Genomic DNA, 19,676 nt, shown 5'->3' with positions numbered 1-19,676 from the left:
GCGGTCAGGCAACCGCCGAGGTCGGCAGTCCGGCCCGGCGGCCGACCACTTCGACGAAAGGCCATGATGGCGTACGCGACGATCAGGGATGTGGCCCAGCGGGCCGGAGTCTCCGTATCGACTGTCTCTCGAGCCCTCAACGATTCCGGGCGCATCTCCCCCGCCACACGACAGCGCATCAACCAGGTCATCCACGACCTGCACTATGTGCCGGACTCCCGGGCCCGGTCCATGCACTCCGCCCACTCGCGCACCATCGGCCTGCTCATCCCCGACATCCGCAACTCCTACTTCGCGGATCTGGCCTATCTGATCCAGGGCCGGCTGCTCAACCACGGCTTCCAGACCCTGATCTGCACCTCCACCCAGGGCGACCCCGGCGAAGACCGTGCCCAGGTGCGCAACCTGCTGGGCCAGCACATCGACGGAGCCATCATCGTGCCCGGGCCGCGTTCCTCGCACACCCTGGAGGAGCTGACCAGACGCGGGCTGCCCCTGGTCTGCGTGGACCGTGCCGCCGAGGGTGCCACCGGACACGACGGGCGGGCCATCCCCTGCGTGGACGCCGACCCCGAGCCTGGCCTGCGGCAGGCCCTTGAGGATCTGCACGCCCAGGGCCACCGGCGCATCACCCTGGTGCCCGGACCCCTCAAGGAATCGGCCACCTTCCGCGAACGCCTGAACGTCTACCGGAACCTGCTGGCAGGCATCAAGGACATGGACGACCCCCTGGCCGACCAGGTAGAGCCCGGCACCTTCGACCCCGACATGATCGACCTCTGGGCCCGGCAGGGCATCACCGGCGTGCTCTTCGGATCCTCCCTGGATGCCATACGCGCCATCAAAACGGCACAGTCCCGAGGAATCGGCATCGGCGAGGACCTGTCCATGATCACCTTCGACGACCTGCCCGTCTTCCGCATCCTGACCCCGGCCGTGTCGACCATCTCCCAGCAGATCGAGACCATGGGGACCCGCTGCGTGGATATGCTCCTGGCTCTGATGGCAGGCTCGCCCGTGCGGTCGGTCCGGCTGCAGACCAGCTACCGCCACTGCGCCTCGGTGGGTCGCCCGCCCGCGCACACCGGCCAGGATCCCTGAACCTGTCACAGCGTGATCATCAAGGCGGACAAGCTCATCAAGGAACGGAGAAACATGATTCAAGATATGGCGGCGGCACCCGACCAGGTGCTCAAAGGACTGGATGCCATCACGGGGTCCATCTCGGTGGTCGGGTCCATGAATGCGGACTACACCGTCAACACCGACCGGCTGCCCAAGCCCGGCGAGACCATCAACGGGGGTCCCCTGCAGGTGCTGCCCGGGGGCAAGTCGGCCAACCAGGCGGCGACCGCGGCCCGCATCGGCGCCCAGGTCAGGCTCTTCGGGGCTGTGGGATCCGACTCCAACGCCGACTTCCTGCTGGGGCAGCTGGGCAACGCCGGGGTGGACGTCTCCCATGTGATGACCGTGCCGGGAGCCAGCGGAACCACAGTCATCACCGTGGATGCGCGCGGCGAGAACACCATCGTCTACTCTCCCGGCTCCAACGGCAAGGTGGATGTGGACTACGCCCACCGCTCCCGCCAGGCCCTGACCTCGGCCAAGGTGCTGGGCCTGTGCCTGGAGAGCCCCATCGAGACGGTCACCGAGGCCGCGCGCATGGGCCACGAGGCCGGCATGACCGTGCTGCTCAACGACTCCCCCTTCCGCGCCGACCTGCCTGCCGACCTGATCGCCAACTCGGATCTGATCCTGGTCAACGAGCATGAGATGGCTCAGCTGCTGGGCATCGACGAGCCCGAGGACGGCGACTGGCTGGGGGCCGACTGGGACCGGATCAACCAGACCATGCAGGACTTCGGCTTCCACCGGGCCATCGTCACCTTGGGCGGCGAGGGATCCATGGTGCTGGACCAGGGCCAGACCTACCGGATTCACGCCGTGCATGTGGACGCCGTGGACACCACCGGCTGCGGGGACGCCTTCATGGGCACCGTGCTGGCCGGCCTTGCCTCCGACATGACCCTTGTGCAGGCCGCCCAGCTGGCCTCCTACGTCTCCGCCTACGCCGCCACCGGGCAGGGGGCGCAGGCCTCCTACGGCACAGCCGAGCAGATTCGGCTGCGTTTCTCCTGAGTTTGGACGTTCGGGGCCGGAGCCATCAAGGTCGAGCCATCGGAATCCTGACCACCGGGATCTTGTAACCAGGGTCCGCTGGTCAGGGTCCACCGATTATACAAGTAGAGCGCTGCTGACCCCCTCCCTACGTTGTCAGGCCGATGAACCGTTGCGGAATGCACCACGATTCGTCGGCCTGACTGGTATCTGTGCGATACAGGCTGGATGGATGGATACTGGATGCATACTTGTTGCCAGTTGAGTGCGAATATGGAATCCATACCTATTACCAACTAAGGACAAGTCCGATATCCGCTCTTATTGCCAGCTGAATCCAATTGTCAACTGAATTTAAGTACGTAATCCGTTCTTATTGCCTGTTAAATGCATCTAAAGGTCGCGTTGTGCATTGGAGTACATGTATGCCTTGACCGAGCATGCTACGCAAGGAAGCTACTAGGTCTCCCAAAGCCAAAACGGCTGGACCGATAAACACGACCTGCATCTGCAAAGCCGTAATCCTCCCACCAACTATTAAAGCGCTCATCCCCGATTATAACTGCTCCGGCTCATCCAGCCTGCGACAGCCTGCGACCACGTTTGACCACATCATCCCTCTGATTGATGGCACCTTCCGCCACCCCCGAATATTGTTGATTCCATGAGCACAGCCAGTCAAACAGCGCAACAACCAATCACCAGGTCCAACAATCGAATGCTGCTGACTGATGCTCTCTTCGCCATCCTTCTATTTCTGGTGATGAGCGGCTCCAGTGCCAATCTAAGAGATGGGGCCCTGATCCCCTTGCAGGAAAACCTAATTCTGATGTGGACAGGACTGCTCATAGCACCTGTCGTTATCCGTCGCCGATTCCCCGACCTAGCAGCCGGACTTTTCATTGCTGTGGCTCTGGCTCAGCTCCTTTTGGGTCCTGCCATCATGCTCACTGATGCAGTCTGCCTGGTGATGGTCTATTCCTGTCTGCTCTACGGACGCCCATCCTTACGTCGGCTCTATCTCACCTTGGCCTGGGTCATGACGCCCCTATCCTGCCTTATCTTCACATTAGTCGATTTGGGGTTTCTGCCTCCGGACAAGACGCAGCCGGACGACACCTCAAAGTTGCCGACCTCATTCAAAGATCTGGCAATCACCTTCCTATCGAATTTTCTGATCGAGGGTCTTTTGCTGCTCATAGCCATCGTTGCAGCCTACTGGACGCGGACCAGACGGAATGCCCTTGACGAGGCCCGGCGACGCAACCACGCCTTGGCTTTGCAGGCAGAACAAAGTGCGGCCCTGTCTGCCAGCGCTGAACGGGCCCGCATAGCGCGTGACATGCACGATGTCGTCGCCCACACTCTGTCCATTGTCATTGTGCAGGCAGATGCCGGCAGGTACGCAGCTACTGCCGATGTGAACCTGGCTCTCAAGACCATGCGCACCATTGATCAAGAGAGCCGTCGCGCCCTACGTGAGCTGAGCTCGCTCTTCGGCAAACTCAAGGCTCCAACCAACTCGGCAACAGAAACCAGCCAAAAAACCACTGATTCTCTTCCCAGCCAGCACCCCTCTTCCCCACAACCAATGGACCCTGCCAACATCCAGATACTTGACCAATCTCAAGTAAATACCCAAACGGGTTTTACTCGTCAATTTACGAACGCGCATGATTGCAATTCAGTTGATGCAGAACGTGCTCAACCAAGCCAGGCCAGCGGTTATCTTCCCACAATTAAAGAGACTCCAACTGTTAACACTGCCGAAGCCAACGTTGATACGACCGACAATGGACATACTTGGTCCTCGGCTACCACCTCATCAAGCAATCCACCGACCAGCTACGGATCATGGACAGACTTGATAGCTGCGGCCCGACTCGCACAGCCGGAATCCCGATTCAGCCGACGCATTGAAGGCCGACCCCACCCAGAAAAGTTGGATCACAGCCGCGCTTTAACTGCATACAGGGTCCTCCAAGAGGCTTTGACCAATGTTCGCAAGCATGCCGCTCTGGATTCAGCTGTGCTTGTTGAAGAACAATGGCTCACGGACGGTCTGAGTCTAACCATTGACGACCGCCCGCTCGACCATGCCACTACGACCGAAAATTCCCCATCACAGATCGAACGACCTGAGCATTCAGGTTTCGGCCTTTTAGGGATGCGCGAACGACTGACTTTTCTGGGAGGCAACCTTCAAGCTGGTCCCAAACCAGAAGGCGGTTACCACCTCAAGGCGTGGATTCCCTTTGTCGGCCCGCCAAAATCCGAAACCGAAGTGGGGATACATGCAAAGCGACAAGCTCAATGGTCCCTGCGCTCGATTGTTTCCACGCTCTTCGTTTGGTTTCAACGCCATCCATTGACGGCCGACCTGGGTTTGGTAATCGGACTCGTATTGGTTGAAAATCCAGGTCAGGCTCTTGCTATTGCACCTGTCACGCGCCAATATGATCCGGGCCGGCCAGTAAGGATTATCGCTACTCTAGGTATCGCTTTGCCTTTGATTGTGCGCAGAGTCCGTCCCGGCATTTGCGCCGCCATAGTGGCTGCAGTTGCCGCCCTGTTGCTGCTCTTCTCGCCCTGGCTGCCTGAAGCTGCAGTCTTGTCCCCCGTCGCCGTCTATTCGGCAATGGTTTACGGTAAAGATGCCACCAGGCGATGGGTTCCGTTGGCGGTCATCACGGATATGGTTTTATGGGCCGTCAGATGTGTAGTCAATAACCAAGGATGTCCAACCATTCTGTCCTACATGACAGAAGGACCAGTAGAATCATCTTTCTCTGAATCCCATTTAACCCTTTTCATAGTGATGGCGGCACCGGCCTTGATCTGTCTACTGGCCATTCTGATTGCATCACGCCGACGCACTCGTGGCTCGGTCCTGCTTCTCCAGCAGGATCGCGAGCGCGCGCTAAACCAGACCCTGCAGGAAAGCCAGGCTCTGGCCGCTAATCAAGAGCGAGAACTCATTGGCTCTACCATGCAGGTAGAAGTGGCCGCAACACTGAATACAGTCATTGCATCCACCAGCAAAGCCATCGCCAAGTTGAACGATTATCAAGTCAAGAGGGTGGACCCTCCCCCGGAGCAGGTAGCGCAAGCCTTCGGCGACATTGCAACTCAAGGACGCCAGGCCCTGGCTCGCATGCGACAACTGCTCACCGTCCTGCGGCACAGTTCCAGCATGGATTTGCATTCAAACACTGACCCCTCCGATTCCACAGACAAGCACCCCAATTCAGACAGCAGCCACAAGACCACACCTTTGCCGGCCCTTCACCCAGCCAAACCCCTGCCAGTAGATCTTAACGATCAACTAGACGACCGTCCACAACATTCGCAACAGGATAAGGAACCAGAGCATGCCCAATCGAACCAATCGAACTCCTGACATAGGCGTTCTTGATGATGAGCATTTCTTATGGATAGCACACAGGAAAATGATCATGTCAGGTAATCAGTACAGTCGAAAAATTGAGCGCTCCATGAATCACGCACTCGAAGATCAGCCACCCCGAGAATCGATTGCTGACGAGCATAACTTCACCAGTTGAAAGTCCCTGCGACGACAGTCACGTAGCCACAATTACTCAGGCAACAATTACTCAAACAACAATCAACCAGACAGCGATTACCCTGACTCCAAATTGAATCCAGTCGTAATTCCTAGCAACACTCACCTCAGATAAAATCGGATGGTGGCACTGGCCATTATCTAGCGGAAAGAAGCAGGCAGTCATGGAACGGACCGAACCCATCAGCGTTGCCATCGTGGATGACCAGGATCTGGTCCGGGCTGGCTTTGCCATGGTCATCGGCTCCCAGGATGACATGACCGTGGTTGGCCAAGGTGCGGACGGCGAGCAAGCAGTGGACCTGGCTTCACGTCTGCGGCCCGATGTGATCCTTATGGATGTTCGCATGCCCGGCATGGATGGTTTGACAGCCACCCGCCGAATCACTGCTTTGTCACCTGATCGTCCCGAGTCCAGGGTCATTGTGCTGACAACCTTCGATCTTGACGAATACGTCATGGCTGCTATAAAAGCCGGCGCATCAGGATTTCTGCTCAAGGATACCGAACCTGAAACCCTCCTGTCCTCCATCCGTACAGTTCACCAAGGCAATGCGATCATCGCCCCCTCGGCTACAAAACGCCTGATCGAACACATGGCCCAGGACATGCCTGCGACCGGGTCCATGCCTTCGGGATCGACCTATCGTGATCCCGAAGCGGACCTGCTCACTGATCGCGAACTGCAGGTCCTGGTTCACATAGCCCAAGGTCTGAGCAACCAGGAGATAGCCGACAGTCTGGGAATCTCACTGCCCACAGTGAAAACTCATGTCACTCACATTCTCCAGAAGATCAATGCCCGCGACCGCGTCCAGGCGGTGGTCTTCGCTTACGAAAACCATCTGGTATGAACCCGGCCGTCATGCAGCATCAATCGTCACTAAGTGCCTCAATGGGTGAAACCTTGACTGCCTCCCTGGCTGGCAGCACACTGGCTGCCACCGCAGCCAGCAAGGCCACTGGCAGTATCAGCGCAAAAGCCGACCATGGCACGGTGAAGGTCACGGATCCTAAGGGCACAAAGATCTGATAGGCTCCTATCCACCCGAATAGCATTCCTAGAATGATTCCAGCCAGACTGGCTCCTAGGGCAATCATGCAGGCTTCGACTCCCAAGGATCGACGAACCTGGACGCTGCTCATGCCGATTGCTCTGAGCGTGGCGGTCTCACGACGGCGTTCCAGCACCGACATCATCAAAGTGTTGGAAACCCCTATGAGGGCGATAATGACGGCAACGCCCAGCAATGCCACCATAATCGCCAATAAGGAATCGATTCTTTCGCCCCATAGCCTCTTTTGCGTCAGTCCTCCGCTGACGGCCATGTCGTCATGCTCTCCTACAGCCTGACGTACGTCATCCAAGAGCAGTGCGGCATCGCGATCTCCCTGCGTCCTGATCCAGATTTCATGCGTCTTCGTGTCAACCCCGGCAACATTCCGGGAGTCCGTGATTGCATAGACGCCACTGTTATCCAACCCGCCGAATCCGGCAAATACACCAGTCAACGTTCTTCTTGCATCTGCCTCTTTTACACGTTCATCATCCGCCTGAGGATCAGCTATCGACAACTTCAACTGACTTCCATCCCGGTAACCGGAATGCTTGGAAATCGTTCTGGTCGACACCAGCAGTGAATCCGACCTTTGCATACCTGGACCCAGATCGGCATGGAGCACACGCCTGATCCGTGAAGCATCCAGGGCGTAGATAGTCATGGATGCTTGCGTGGGGCCTCCTGACTCGACCTTGGCATTGTATCGCTGCACCAGCTCTGCATCTGCAACACCTTGGATACGCTCAATTGCCCGCACATTTCTCTTGTTCAGCCCCTGACCAGATATTTCAATATCCACGGAATAACGCTGATCGATATCCTTGGCCAAGGTCCGTTTAGTGGTTACCGCACCTGTAGCCAGAGTGGAGACCAGAGTTACGCCAATCAGCAGAGCAACACCTGTGGCAGCGACACGTGAGGGATTTCGAGCGATATTCGCCACTCCAACCCTGCAAGATGGTCCAATCTTGGACACAGGTTTACCCAAACAACGCAGAAGAGCCGGAATCCATCGACGAGCCCCTATCAGCGCACCCAGAAAGATCAGCAAAACACCCAATACCGCGAGACCTAGCAGTAGTTCCTGCTGATTACTGGTCTGGACTGTATCGCCAGAGTCTGTCCTGACTAGCTCCCCCACGCGCCAAGAGGACCAAATCACCAACGCCAGACCAATGACAGCCAGCAGGATACTGATTCGTAAACCGGTCCGATTCCTGCTGTCCTGCTCCTGATAATCCACTGGTTGCAGGGCTTCAAGCGGTCTGACCCTTATAGCCGTATGAGTAGATCCAAAGGCAGCCACCAGGGTTGCCAAAACGCCGAGCACAAACGGAACCAGGAGGGCGGCAGGTGTAAGCAGGAGTTCAAGCTTCATGGTGCCCGAGTGCAAACCAAGACAACCGGCAAGGCCCATCAAACCCATGGCCAGCAGGATGCCGATCAGGGACGATATGACACCAAGGAGCAAAGCCTGCTGCAGCACGCCTACTCTGAGTTGCCGACGATCAGCACCAATAACCCTTAGCAGGGCCAGATACCTGCGCTGTCTGGCCACCATGATCTGGAAGGTGTTGGCAATCACCAAGGCAGCCACCACCATGGCCAGCACACCAAAGGTCATGAGGAAGACAGTCATGATGTTCACACCATTGCCGGTCTGTTCACTGAGCAGCCTGTTCTCCATGGCACGACGGTCCTCCAGCCGGTATCCCTTGGGAACGTATCGCCTGATGTCGTGCAGAGTGTTCTGAAGTTCCTCGCCTTGGCCATCAACCTGCAGATAGATGTTTTCCACAGGGAGGGATTCTGGTCCAACCATTCTCGCCATAGTCAACAAACGATCAATCCGAGAATCCGTAAGCACCACAGCTCCACCGAAATCGTCGTACTGTCCACCACGGCTCTTGCTGATGCCTGAAATGGTCAAATCCACAGTGCCTTGGTCGACAAGGCGTTCTCTTCTTGAAGAATCCTGAGCACCGTCACTTCCTGGCAGCATCAACGGGGACAGATGAAGGCGCACCTTATCACCCGGGTCCGCTTGGAGCCTGTCGGAGACGGAATGCGGAAGCACAACCTGGTCGTCTGAATCCGGCCATTGCCCCCGAACCAGATCGATAGGCATAAGCTCCTGCCTGGCACCCACAATGGCCAGAATCCCCTTGCTGGAATGACCGTTTGCTTCCGTATCCACCATGAGGTCGACATCAGGGCGCAAACCACTAACACCGCGCACTTTCGACAGCCTCTTGCCATCGAATTCGTCGAGCAGAATCGGCTTGTCCTGATCCCTTCTGGATGTCACAGCATAGTTGGCTTGACCTGCATCCATGCTGATTTCGCGACGCATGGAGGCATTCGCCACGTTGCCAAAAAGGAGCGTCAGGCACATAAAGAGGGTGCCGATAACAATGGCCAGACCAGCCGGCATCATCATACGTGCATCGCGCTTCATCATCGTACGGGTTATCCGCCACACAGTGCACCCCCCTAGTCCTGTACCTGGGAATCGCCAGCAGTGCCAGCCGAGACTTGTTCAGCCAAAAGGTCATTCATGGCTTTCACTGTCGGATTCTGTCGGTCCGCAACTATCCGTCCGTCGGCAAAGACCAGCGCACGGTCGGCATAGGATGCGGCATAGGCATCATGAGTGACCATGATGACGGTCTGCCCCAGCTCGCGGACCGAATCCCGAAGGAAGCTGAGCACCTCGGTCGAGGAAACCGTGTCCAGGTTTCCCGTAGGCTCGTCCGCAAAGACGATTGAAGGCTTGGTGATGAGGGCCCTGGCAATGGCCACACGCTGCTGCTGGCCACCCGAGAGCTCGCTGGGCCGATGGTCCAACCTCTCCGACAATCCCAGAGTCTCTACCAGCTGCTCCATCCATGAGGTGTCTGGCCGAACATCGTCCAGTACCAGCGGCATGAGGATGTTCTGTTTGGCAGTGAACATAGGCAATAGGTTGAAGCTCTGGAAGATGAATCCCAGATGCCGTCTCCTGATAAGGGTCAGCTGACGGTCGTCCATTCGTGTCAGGTCGACTCGGCCGGCCTGATCAATCGATGGATGGTGACGATCTCCGCTCTTCGAATGCAGAAGATCAGCGGCCATATAGACATGGCCTGAGGTGACAGTATCCAGACCAGCCAGAACGTGCATGAGCGTTGACTTGCCCGAACCTGAAGGACCCATGATGGCGGTGAACCGGCCACGCTCGAAATTCACGTCAATTCCGCGCAGGGCATGGACGGCGTTAGATCCTTGCCCATAATCCTTGGTCAGCTGCCTGGCGCTGACGGCCGGCTGACCCACGATGCCTGGACCTGCTCTGTCGATCAACCCTTGTGAAGACGAAGTATCCGCTTTGTTCTGCATGGTGCTCCTTATCCGCGAGGAAACCTTTCTCCCGTCAGCTTCCGACCCTATGCGGCTATTAGCTGCCGCGATATGCTCCCTGGGAGCGATGAAGATAATCATCCTTACGGATGAGTGCGCTGAAGAAGTCCTCCTGTTAGGCTGACACCATCCAACTCAACGCGGGGCTGCGGGAATGGACATTTGCGGAGATGAAGCAAATCATGTCAAGCATCTTGCTCAACACAAAAGACACGAGTCACAAGACATGCAACCATCGGACCAAGGGATTGAAACAGTTGCCTAGATTCCCGTGATTGACTACAGGAACACCCAAGCAGCGTCAAGGAAAACATCACCTGGCAGAATGAGTCATTCATTCCCGGCGCCGACCAAGGCATGCCAGAATGAAGGTTGGCTTGCCGTCATTCCTCTGCAAGAGCCACGACCGGCGGAGTCCGGTTGACGCGTCTTGCAGGCAGAACGCTTGCCAAGATCGCGGCTACGAGCGCCACCAGCAGAATCACCAGACCAGTGGACCAGGGAATGGGGAAAGCCACCGTACCCAGCGAGGAGAAGATCTCATAGGCTGCAGCCCAGCCGAAAAGCAGGCCCAGGACCATGCCAGACAAGGACGACACCAGAGCTATCAACCCTGACTCCACAGCCAGGGACCGCCTGATCTGCTTCCGGGTCATCCCGATGGCCCGCAGGGTGGCGGACTCCCGTCTGCGTTCCAGTACCGAGAGGGAAAGCGTGTTGGCCACGCCAATCACGGCGATGGCCACTGCAACCGCCAAGAGAGCCAGGATGATCATGAGCAGGCTGTCGATGGTCCGATCCCACTGCTGCTTTTCAGCCAGACCACCCTTGACGGAAACAGCCGAATAACCGGAAAGCGCGTCTTTCACCTTGTCAATGAATGCTGAGACTGTTGGTGAACCATCGACCTTGGCCCAGATCTGCACGGTCTGAGGCTGAACGCCATTTAGCGAGGATGAGTCAGTCAGACCATAGAAATTACTGGCATCAATCCCCTGGAAGGGCGCATAGACACTGGTCACGAAGAGTCTTTGAGCAACCGATGCGGATCCCCCATGAGCGTCGCCTTGAATCGGGTTGAGAATATTGAGCCCCAGATTCCCTCCGTCATGAAAATCCTTCTGTTTGTCCATGCGGCTTTCTGGAAGCAGAAGGGCATCCTGTCCGGAAAGATCCTTGCCGACCTTGGCGTTCAGGAGACGATCGATCTTCTGCGAGTCAAGGGCGAAAATAGTCATTCCCGCACCGTTCTCGCCGCCTGATTTGACCATGGCAGCATACTGGGGCACCAGCTCGGCCTGAGCGACCCCGTCGATTCGCCGAATGGCATTCAGAGCCTTGTCATCCAGGCCATCGGCGCTGATCTGCAGATCGACGGAGTAGTGCTCGTCCAGCATGTCGGCCATGGTCTGCTTGGCGCTGGCGGCGCCCGTGGCCAGGGTGGCGACCAGTGTCACGCCAATCAGGAGGGCGGTACCCGTAGCCGCCACGCGGGAGCGGTTCCGAGCGATGTTGGCCACAGCGATTGTGGACGAGGGCCCGATCCGAGAAACCAGGGACCCGACTCCCCTGAGCATGAAGGGAATCCAACGATTGGCACTGAACAAAATGCCCAGGAATGCAAGAACAATGCCGATGACGGCCATGGCAGCAACAATGTTCGGCCCGTCTCCGGATGTCTTGCTGGCCTTGTCTGCCGTGACACTGAGCCTGACCTGCCAGAGGGACCAGACCGTCATGGTGATGCCCAGCAGAATCATGACCACGCTGACAAACAGACGCATCCTGCTCGTCCGCTTGTTCTCCAAAAGATCGGCAGGCCTCAGCGCCTCCAAAGGACTGACCCTGGTGGCGGCCCACGAGGAGCCCAGGGAGGCCAGGACCGTGACAATGATGCCGAAAACAATAGGCACCAGGAAGACTGCCGGAGTCAGTTTCAATTGGAAGTAGAGGGAACTCGTATGAGCTTTGGCTGCACCCAGAACTGCCATGATGCCGATGGCGACGCCAACCCCGATCAGGGATGCCACAGCGCCCAGGATGATTGAACGCATCAGGACGCTGGCCCTGACCTGGTTCTTATTGGCGCCTATCGTCCTTAGGAGGGCCAAATAGCGACGTTGCCGTGCGACCATGACCTGGAAGGTGTTAGCGATGACGGTGGCAGCCACGAACATGGCCAGTGTGCCAAAGACCAGAAGAAAGGTGGTCACGGGGTTTTGGGAACCGCCGAGCGCGGTCTTGACCAGTCGGTCCTCCATAGTGTGACGGTCCTCAAGGGAATAGCCCGAAGGCATGAGCTTGCGCAGAGAGGCCAGAGTCCCATCGAGGTCGCTGCCCTGTCCGGCAACATTCAAGTATGCATTTTGTGCATACAGATTACCCATGTCGCCAAGACCTGCTGTAGCCATAAAGGCATCTATGGTCTTGGGGGTCAACACGATTGCACCGCCCGACTCGCCAAACTCGCCGCCTTCGCTGCCCTGGTTCGAACTGACGCCCGACAAGGTCAGGGGCTCCGATATGAACCTGCCTGCCACCTGGTCGGCACTGGCCTGATTTTTCGACCCAAGATCCTCGGAAATATACAGCATGTTAGGCGACAGATTCAGATTCACCTTGTCGCCCAGGGAGAGCTTGAGCCTGGACACAGTCGGCCCGGGTAGGACCACTTGGTCGTCGGCACTGGGCCAGGATCCCTTGGCGAGACCGACCGGCATCAGCGATGAATCCGCCATAGGAATGGCAATCACGCTCTCGCTTTTGATTTTGCCGGCGCGGACATCCGCCATGAGCTGGGTGTCTGATCTGACTGCGTGAACGCCTGGGACTTTTGCCAGCTCCTCGGTTTTGAAGTCCTTCACTCTCTTCTGATCTGGATTGCTGCCTTCCCCGGGGATGATGGCGTAGTTGGCCTGGGCCGCATCGGATGAGACCATCCGCCGCATGGAAACGTCCATGGTGTTGCCGAAGAGGAAGGTCATGGCAATAAACAGTGTTCCGACGACAATGGCGATGCCCGCGGGAACCATCATGCCCAGGTCATGCCGCATCATTTTTCTGGCGACGAACCACATGAGCATTCCCCTCAGCGATGAGCAGCTGAGCCAGCTGTAGCTGCGGAGGCCATGACTTCCTCGGAGAGCAGGGAGTTCATGGAATCCACAGTGGGTCTGTCCTGGTCTGCCACGATCCGCCCATCCGCAAATACCAAAGCCCGGTCGGCAAATGAGGCCGCAAAGACATCATGAGTGACCATGATGATGGTCTGCCCCAGCTCGCGGACCGAATCCCGCAGGAAGCTGAGCACTTCGGTCGATGAGGCCGTGTCCAGGTTTCCCGTAGGCTCGTCCGCAAAGACGATTGAAGGCTTGGTGATGAGGGCCCTGGCGATGGCCACACGCTGCTGCTGACCACCCGATAGCTCACTGGGCCGGTGGCTCAGCCTCTCCTCCAGGCCCAGGGTCTTGGCCAGAACCTCCAGCCAGGCTGTGTCTGGCTTGACCCCATCCAGGATCAAGGGCATAAGGATATTCTGCTTGGCCGTAAACATGGGCAGGAGGTTGAAGCTCTGGAAAATGAAGCCCAGACTCTGGCGCCTCAAGAGGGTCAGCTGATTGTCGTTGAGCTTGGTCAGGTCGACCACTCCCCTCCGCCCTCCACGACGGCTGGTCCGCTTGCCCTTCACCCCGGCGGCATCGGTCCCGTTCAGGTAGACATGTCCGGAGGTAACAGTGTCCAAGCCGGCCAAGGTATGCATGAGGGTGGATTTGCCCGATCCGGAGGGACCCATGATGACCGTGAACCTGCCCCGCTCGAATTCGACATCGACACCCCGCAGGGCATGGACCAGGTTCTCCCCACTCCCATAGTCCTTGGTCAATCCCTTGGCCCTGATGGCCACCTGGGCAATCTGCCTCGGTTTCCCCACACCGGACGACGGATCGGAAGACGACCTCGTCTTTGCTCCATGTTTCATGCCTCCATCTTACTCACCGCAACATTTCCGCCTGACCGGTCAGGTGGTGTCTGCGACTGGAAAGGGGTGAAGAGAGGGCACATACAAAGGCACCCATCGAAACGTAATGAGGTTTCGACAGGCACCTTGTATTTCTTCGCCTTCTCGGTCATATATCACGCATATACGGGACCAAGAAGGAAGTATGATTGCCGGCTACTTGGCCAGACCGGACTCCTTCAGTGCCTGGAAGGCACCCTTGAGATCATCCAGAATATCCTCGATGTTCTCCGTGCCAATGGAGAGCCTGATGGTACCGGGATGGATGGCCTGATCCTCCAGCTCCTCCGGCGTCTCCTGGGAGTGGGTGGTCGATGCCGGATGGATAGCCAGGGACTTCACATCTGCCACGTTGGCCAGAAGGGAGAAGAGATGCAGGTTGTTGATGAAGACCCTGGCCGCGTCCTTGCCGCCCTTCAGATCGAAGGTGAAGATGGAGCCGGCGCCGTTGGGGAAGTAGCGCTTGTAGAGTTCGTGGTCGGGGCGGCCCTCGATGGCCGGATGGCTGACCGACTCCACCTCCGGCACAGTCTGCAGGTAATCCACCACCTTCAGGGCGTTCTCGACATGACGCTCAACCCTCAGCGAGAGCGTCTCGGTCCCTTGCAGGAGGAGGAAGGCTGCAAAGGGCGAGATGACGGCGCCGGTGTCGCGCAGGAGGATGGCGCGGATACGGGTGACGAAGGCCGCAGCCCCCAGATCCTGATAGAAGCGCAGACCGTGGTAGCTGGGGTCGGGTTCGGTCAAGGTGGGGAACTTGCCGGGCACTGCCGCCCAGTCGAACTTGCCGCCTTCCACGACGACCCCGCCCAGGGTGGTGCCATGGCCGCCGATGAACTTGGTCGCCGATTCCACGACGATGTCAGCACCGTGCTCCAGCGGACGGAACAGGTAAGGGGTGGCAAAAGTGTTGTCGACAATCACCGGCAGGTTGTGGTCATGGGCGATCTTTGAAATGGCCTCGAAGTCGGGCAGGTCGGCGTTGGGGTTGCCGAAGGTCTCGAAGAAGACCAGCTTGGTGTTCTCCTGGATGGCCGACTCGAAGTTGGCCGGGTCCGAAGGATCTACGAAGGTGGTCTCGACACCATCGCGGGGCAGGGTGTGCTTGAGGAGGTTGAAAGTGCCCCCATAGATGTTCTTGGAGGACACAATATGGTCCCCGGTCTGGGTGATGTTCCGGAAGGCATACTCCACGGCTGCCGCTCCCGAGGCCACGGCCAAACCGGCGGTGCCGTTCTCCAGGGCGGCGATCCTGTCCTCGAAGACCCCCTGGGTGGAGTTGGTCAGGCGGCCGTAGATGTTGCCCGGATCATTCAAGGCGAATCGGGCCTCGGCGTGATCGAAGTCGTGGAAGACGTAGCTGGTGGTGGCGTAGATGGGCACGGCCCGGGAATCAGTGGCGGGGTCGGCCTGCTCCTGGCCTACATGGAGCTGAAGCGTCTCGAAATGGTACTTGTGCGGGTTCTGGTCGGTCATGTCGATTCCTATCTGTTGGTGACGTACGTCATCGGTCAAGTTCTTGATGTGACCATAAGCGGCCCAAGCCCACCTGTTCAAGCCGGAAAGGACTTTTCGGTATCGTCCTTTTTTATAACAGCTTCCAAAAGGTTGAAAGCGGGCCTTTTCCGTCTCGACATTGCACACGCGGCGGCGCCCCTTTAACCCCTCCGCTGTAGAGTCGAGTAAGCAACGGAGAAGGCTCCGCTGCGAACAGCCTCAGCAGGCATGAAGGAGTTCAAAAGATGGCCGGACAGTCGGACGATCAGAACAGGCTCTACCAGCGCGACAGCAAGTACATCCCCCGAGTCGCCGCTGTGCATGACATGTGCGGGTATGGCAAGTGCTCGCTGACGGCCGCCATCCCCATCCTTTCGGCAGCAGGATGCGACGTCTGCCCGGTGCCCACGGCCCTGTTCAGCGCACACACCATGTTCAAGGACTACACCTTCCACGACACCACCGAGATGCTGCCGGGATACCTGGATGCCTGGCAGAAGGAGGGCGTCGAGCTGGACGGGATCTACAGCGGGTTCCTGGGCAGCGCCGAGCAGGTCGACATCATCCAGCGCATGTATCGGGAATACCCCAGGGCCCTGCGGCTGGTCGACCCGGTCATGGGCGACGGCGGATCCATGTACCCCACCTACACCGAGGAGATGTGCCGGGCCGTGACCAACCTGGTCGATGGCGCCGACCTGCTCATGCCGAACCTGACCGAGGTCAGTCTGCTGACCGGCATCGACTACGAAGGCCAGGACCTCGACGACGCCCAGGTTGGCGAGCGTCTGGGCCGTCTGCTGGACATGGGCGCGAAAAACGTCATCATCAAGGGCATCGACCGGAAGGATGGCAAGCTGCGCAACTTCGTGGCCTCGGCAGATCATGGTGGAGTCGGCGAGCGCACCGAGCTGGTCCACGATAAGCTGCCTTTCATGATCCACGGAACCGGCGATGCCTTTGCATCCAGCCTATGCGGGGCGCTCTTTGCGGGGCGAGGCCTGGCCGATGCCGCCCGGATCGCCGGCGAATTCGTCCGCTCGGCCATGCAGCACACACGCAATCAGCCCGACTATCAGCAGCGCGGGGTCAGCTTCGAGCTGGACCTGGGGCAGATGACCGCCCTGATGCAGGGGCAGTGAGCCCAAGGCCGGTGAAAGCGGCATAGGCGTCCAGGCATGTGTCAAGAGTGGGAGGCCAAGGTGGATGAATGGAATCCAGACCGCATAAATCACTGCATTTTGCCAGCCAAAGACCCGGTCGACAGGGTGACAAATCAGTCATAAAGATAAGTTGCTGACCACAGCAGATCGGAAGGCATTGCCAACGAATTCGCCGGCGGTGCCTTCCGGTCTCTGTTATCTCTTTGTTTCTGGTTCATTTAGCTGCCTACTGTCATGCCCTCCCTTGCTTCCTTGGTTTCTGTTCCCCTAGTTCGGCTTTACCTGGTCCTTTTTGCCCGGTTTCTACTTTACTTGGCACTGCTTTCTTCCGTCTCAGTTCTTCTTGCCTCTGTGGCCGCTGCCTGATACAGAAATGAATAGAATCGATACAGCGTCAGCATCGTCAATCCACTCGTTCATCCACTTTCGTGCGTGCAAAGGTTCATTCGACCACATGCCTGGTTCGACTAGTCGCCGACCTCCTTCCAGTGGTCTCCTAGAAACATGGACACACAAGCACTGACTAGACCAACCAATCTCCGCGCATTCATCAATGACAAAGACGACAGAACCGATGCTGACGCTATGATCGCAGACCCATCGGTCACACAGCCCATAAGCGCTCTGCCCGATTCCATAAGGTCCGTCGACAATCCAGAAACCATGCGCCCTGGGAGGACAAGGTTAGGCACAAGCAACGATGAATCCTTCGACATAGAGCTGGCGGATCTTGAACGACAGATCGGAGCCAGTGGCATAAACAGCCGAGAGCTAGGACGATTGGGCGAGGACTACGCCTGCCAGTGGCTGCGGCAACGAAATTGGAGAATCCTGGCCCGGAATTGGAGAAGCCGGTTCGGCGAGCTGGACATCATCGCCCTGGATCCCGAGGCGATTCTGGTCTTCGTAGAGGTCAAGACCAGGCGCACCGGTCGGTTCGGATCCCCAGAAGAGGCTGTCGGCCCGCGCAAGCAGACCCACCTGCGTCGCGCAGCAGTCCAATGGCTGATCAGCCACGACCGAGATCCCAGCGCGCGACATCGCGGCACCCGTTTCGATGTCATCAGTCTGTCAGTCAAGTCCGACCCTGGCAGAAACATTCATTCCGAGAGCCCTTATCCTTTGGCTTCCAGTCAGGCATCCACCGAGGCCGTCAGGGGATCCAACCGTTCGGGCAGGGGCGGCTGGAATCCGGGATCGGTCTTCCTCAGACACACCAGGGAGGCCTTCTGATGCGTCTTGGATCCGCTGAATCCGTGGGACTGATAGGCCTCAAGGCCTTTCTCATCCACGTACAGTCCTTCATCTCCCCTGGTCTGCCCTACTTCTCCATCATCGGTCTGCCGGACGCCTCCTTGTCGGAGTCGCGAGAACGGGTCAAATCCGCCTGCTCGGCCTGCGGATTCCGGTGGCCGCAGACCAGGGTCACCGTCAACATGTCCCCTGCTTCAAAACCCAAGCATGGCTCCTCACACGATCTGGCCATTGCGACCAGTGTTCTGGAAGCCGGCGGAGCGCTGCCGACGGAAGGCCTGGACCATACGGTCATCCTGGGCGAACTCAACCTGGACGGCACGATTCTGCCCATCAATGGCCTGCTGCCCATTCTGACTCAGGCCAGAGCTCAGGGAATCACACGGGCTTTCGTCCCCGCAGACAACCTTGACGAGGCCCGTCTGGTTCCCGATATAGAAGTCGTGGGACTGCGCCACCTGGGCCAGCTCATCCAGGCCTTGGGCGGGCAAAGCAGGGTTGCCGTACCTGAGTCAGACAGCCACAAGAACTCTGACAAACCGGCCGACATAGCGAGTGTGCACCCCAGGAACCCAGGTCATCAAGACAACTCCCCCGCCAATGCCGGCCCAACTCCCCCCAAGCCGGATATGGCTGACGTGATCGGTCAGGAGGAGACCAAGTGGGCCATGATGGTGGCTGCAGCCGGCGGTCACCACATGCTCATGGTCGGTCCCCCGGGAGCCGGCAAGAGCATGCTTGCAGAACGGCTACCCAGCATCATGCCCGCTCTGGATGCTGTTCAACAGTTGGAGGTAGCCTCCGTCCGATCCCTGTGCGGTACGCTGAGCCAGTATGGAATCACCGATGTGCCGCCCTTCGAGGCCCCACATCATACGATCTCCATGGCGGCCATGGTCGGGGGCGGCGCAGGACTGGCCACGCCCGGCGCCATTACCCGTGCCCATCGTGGCGTCCTCTTCATGGATGAGGCTCCGGAGTTCTCTCCAAGGGTGATCCAATCCCTGCGCGAGCCCCTGGAAATCGGACGAATCTTCCTGTCCCGCGCCAAGGGCAGCACCACCTTCCCTGCTCGTTTCCAGCTGGTCATGGCCGCCAATCCCTGCCCCTGCGGATACGGATACGGCACCGGCGAGCGCTGCACCTGCACGCCCCGCGAACGCCTCCGCTACTGGAACAGGCTGTCAGGACCCATCATGGACCGCATCGACATCCAGATCACAGTCCCTCCGGTGACCAACCCGGATTTCGACGACCACCGTCCACGCCAGCGCAGCGCCAAGATCCGCCAGCGGGTAACCCGCGCCCGCCAGGCGGCGAAAGAGCGTTTCCACAAGGAAGGCTGGACCTGCAACGCACAGATCAGCGGCGAATGGCTGCGCCAGAACACATCAGCCAAGGCACGTTCGGTCGTGGATCAGGCCCTGCACAAGCAACGTATCAGTCTGCGCGGAGCCGACCGAACCATGCGCCTGGCATGGACTCTGGCTGACCTGGACGGGCGGACCAGCCCCGGTGCCGATGATGTGACCACAGGCATCCTTCTCAGGACAAGGGCCGTATGAGATGTCCAAACCTTTGAT

General features: G+C 58.4%; 12 protein-coding genes. 7 read left to right on the top strand and 5 right to left on the bottom strand.

The features are described from left to right. Positions 1-63: 63 nt before the first annotated feature. The 4 genes from H3U90_RS06910 to H3U90_RS06895 all read left to right on the top strand — a co-directional run bounded on the left by H3U90_RS06910 (position 64) and on the right by H3U90_RS06895 (position 6,555). Complete coding sequence (locus H3U90_RS06910) at positions 64-1,101, top strand: LacI family DNA-binding transcriptional regulator (protein WP_198177663.1); 1,038 nt, start codon at positions 64-66, stop codon at positions 1,099-1,101. 54 nt (positions 1,102-1,155) lie between these two features. Then, on the top strand, positions 1,156-2,139 hold the full coding sequence (locus tag H3U90_RS06905; protein WP_415873747.1) for a ribokinase: 984 nt from the start codon (positions 1,156-1,158) through the stop codon (positions 2,137-2,139). 643 nt (positions 2,140-2,782) lie between these two features. Next, a complete protein-coding gene (locus tag H3U90_RS06900; RefSeq protein WP_198177662.1) occupies positions 2,783-5,518 on the top strand; it encodes a sensor histidine kinase in 2,736 nt (911 codons plus the stop codon). 347 nt (positions 5,519-5,865) lie between these two features. Beyond that, positions 5,866-6,555, top strand: a complete 690-nt coding sequence (locus H3U90_RS06895) for a response regulator (protein ID WP_198177661.1) — start codon at positions 5,866-5,868, stop codon at positions 6,553-6,555. A 19-nt stretch (positions 6,556-6,574) separates the two neighbouring features. Here H3U90_RS06895 and H3U90_RS06890 read toward each other — a convergent pair whose 3' ends face one another. From H3U90_RS06890 to H3U90_RS06870, 5 genes are all read right to left on the bottom strand, one after another. After that, a complete protein-coding gene (locus H3U90_RS06890) occupies positions 6,575-9,223 on the bottom strand; it encodes an ABC transporter permease (protein ID WP_198177660.1) in 2,649 nt (882 codons plus the stop codon). Between the two features lie 32 nt (positions 9,224-9,255). Next, entirely contained in the window at positions 9,256-10,140 is an 885-nt protein-coding gene (locus tag H3U90_RS06885; protein WP_198177659.1) for an ABC transporter ATP-binding protein, read from the bottom strand. Positions 10,141-10,544: 404 nt separating this feature from the next. Continuing rightward, complete coding sequence (locus H3U90_RS06880; RefSeq protein WP_198177658.1) at positions 10,545-13,238, bottom strand: ABC transporter permease; 2,694 nt, start codon at positions 13,236-13,238, stop codon at positions 10,545-10,547. Positions 13,239-13,249: 11 nt separating this feature from the next. After that, positions 13,250-14,140: an ABC transporter ATP-binding protein gene (locus H3U90_RS06875; RefSeq protein ID WP_232340680.1), complete on the bottom strand. Its 891-nt coding sequence runs from the start codon at positions 14,138-14,140 to the stop codon at positions 13,250-13,252. Positions 14,141-14,335: 195 nt separating this feature from the next. Beyond that, positions 14,336-15,655 carry an O-acetylhomoserine aminocarboxypropyltransferase/cysteine synthase family protein gene (locus tag H3U90_RS06870; protein ID WP_198177854.1) on the bottom strand — a complete coding sequence of 440 codons (1,320 nt, stop codon included), beginning with the start codon at positions 15,653-15,655 and terminating at the stop codon, positions 14,336-14,338. A gap of 266 nt (positions 15,656-15,921) precedes the next feature. Here H3U90_RS06870 and H3U90_RS06865 point away from each other — a divergent pair, with 266 nt between their 5' ends. The 3 genes from H3U90_RS06865 to H3U90_RS06855 all read left to right on the top strand — a co-directional run bounded on the left by H3U90_RS06865 (position 15,922) and on the right by H3U90_RS06855 (position 19,658). After that, positions 15,922-16,818 carry a pyridoxamine kinase gene (locus H3U90_RS06865; protein ID WP_198177657.1) on the top strand — a complete coding sequence of 299 codons (897 nt, stop codon included), beginning with the start codon at positions 15,922-15,924 and terminating at the stop codon, positions 16,816-16,818. A 525-nt stretch (positions 16,819-17,343) separates the two neighbouring features. Continuing rightward, the gene (locus H3U90_RS06860) at positions 17,344-18,072 is read left to right on the top strand and encodes a YraN family protein (RefSeq protein WP_332460600.1); all 729 of its coding nucleotides are present in this window, start codon (positions 17,344-17,346) and stop codon (positions 18,070-18,072) included. Beyond that, positions 18,072-19,658, top strand: coding sequence for a YifB family Mg chelatase-like AAA ATPase (locus H3U90_RS06855; RefSeq protein ID WP_198177656.1), 1,587 nt, complete (start codon positions 18,072-18,074; stop codon positions 19,656-19,658). Before H3U90_RS06860 ends, H3U90_RS06855 begins: the two co-directional genes overlap by 1 nt. The last annotated feature ends 18 nt before the right edge of the window (positions 19,659-19,676 follow it).

The organism is Bifidobacterium sp. W8103 (genome assembly GCF_016100775.1).
In the GTDB taxonomy this organism is placed as follows: domain Bacteria; phylum Actinomycetota; class Actinomycetes; order Actinomycetales; family Bifidobacteriaceae; genus Bombiscardovia; species Bombiscardovia choladohabitans.
The sequence above is the reverse complement of the archived record's forward strand: the minus strand, read 5'-3'. Positions and strand labels throughout refer to the sequence as shown.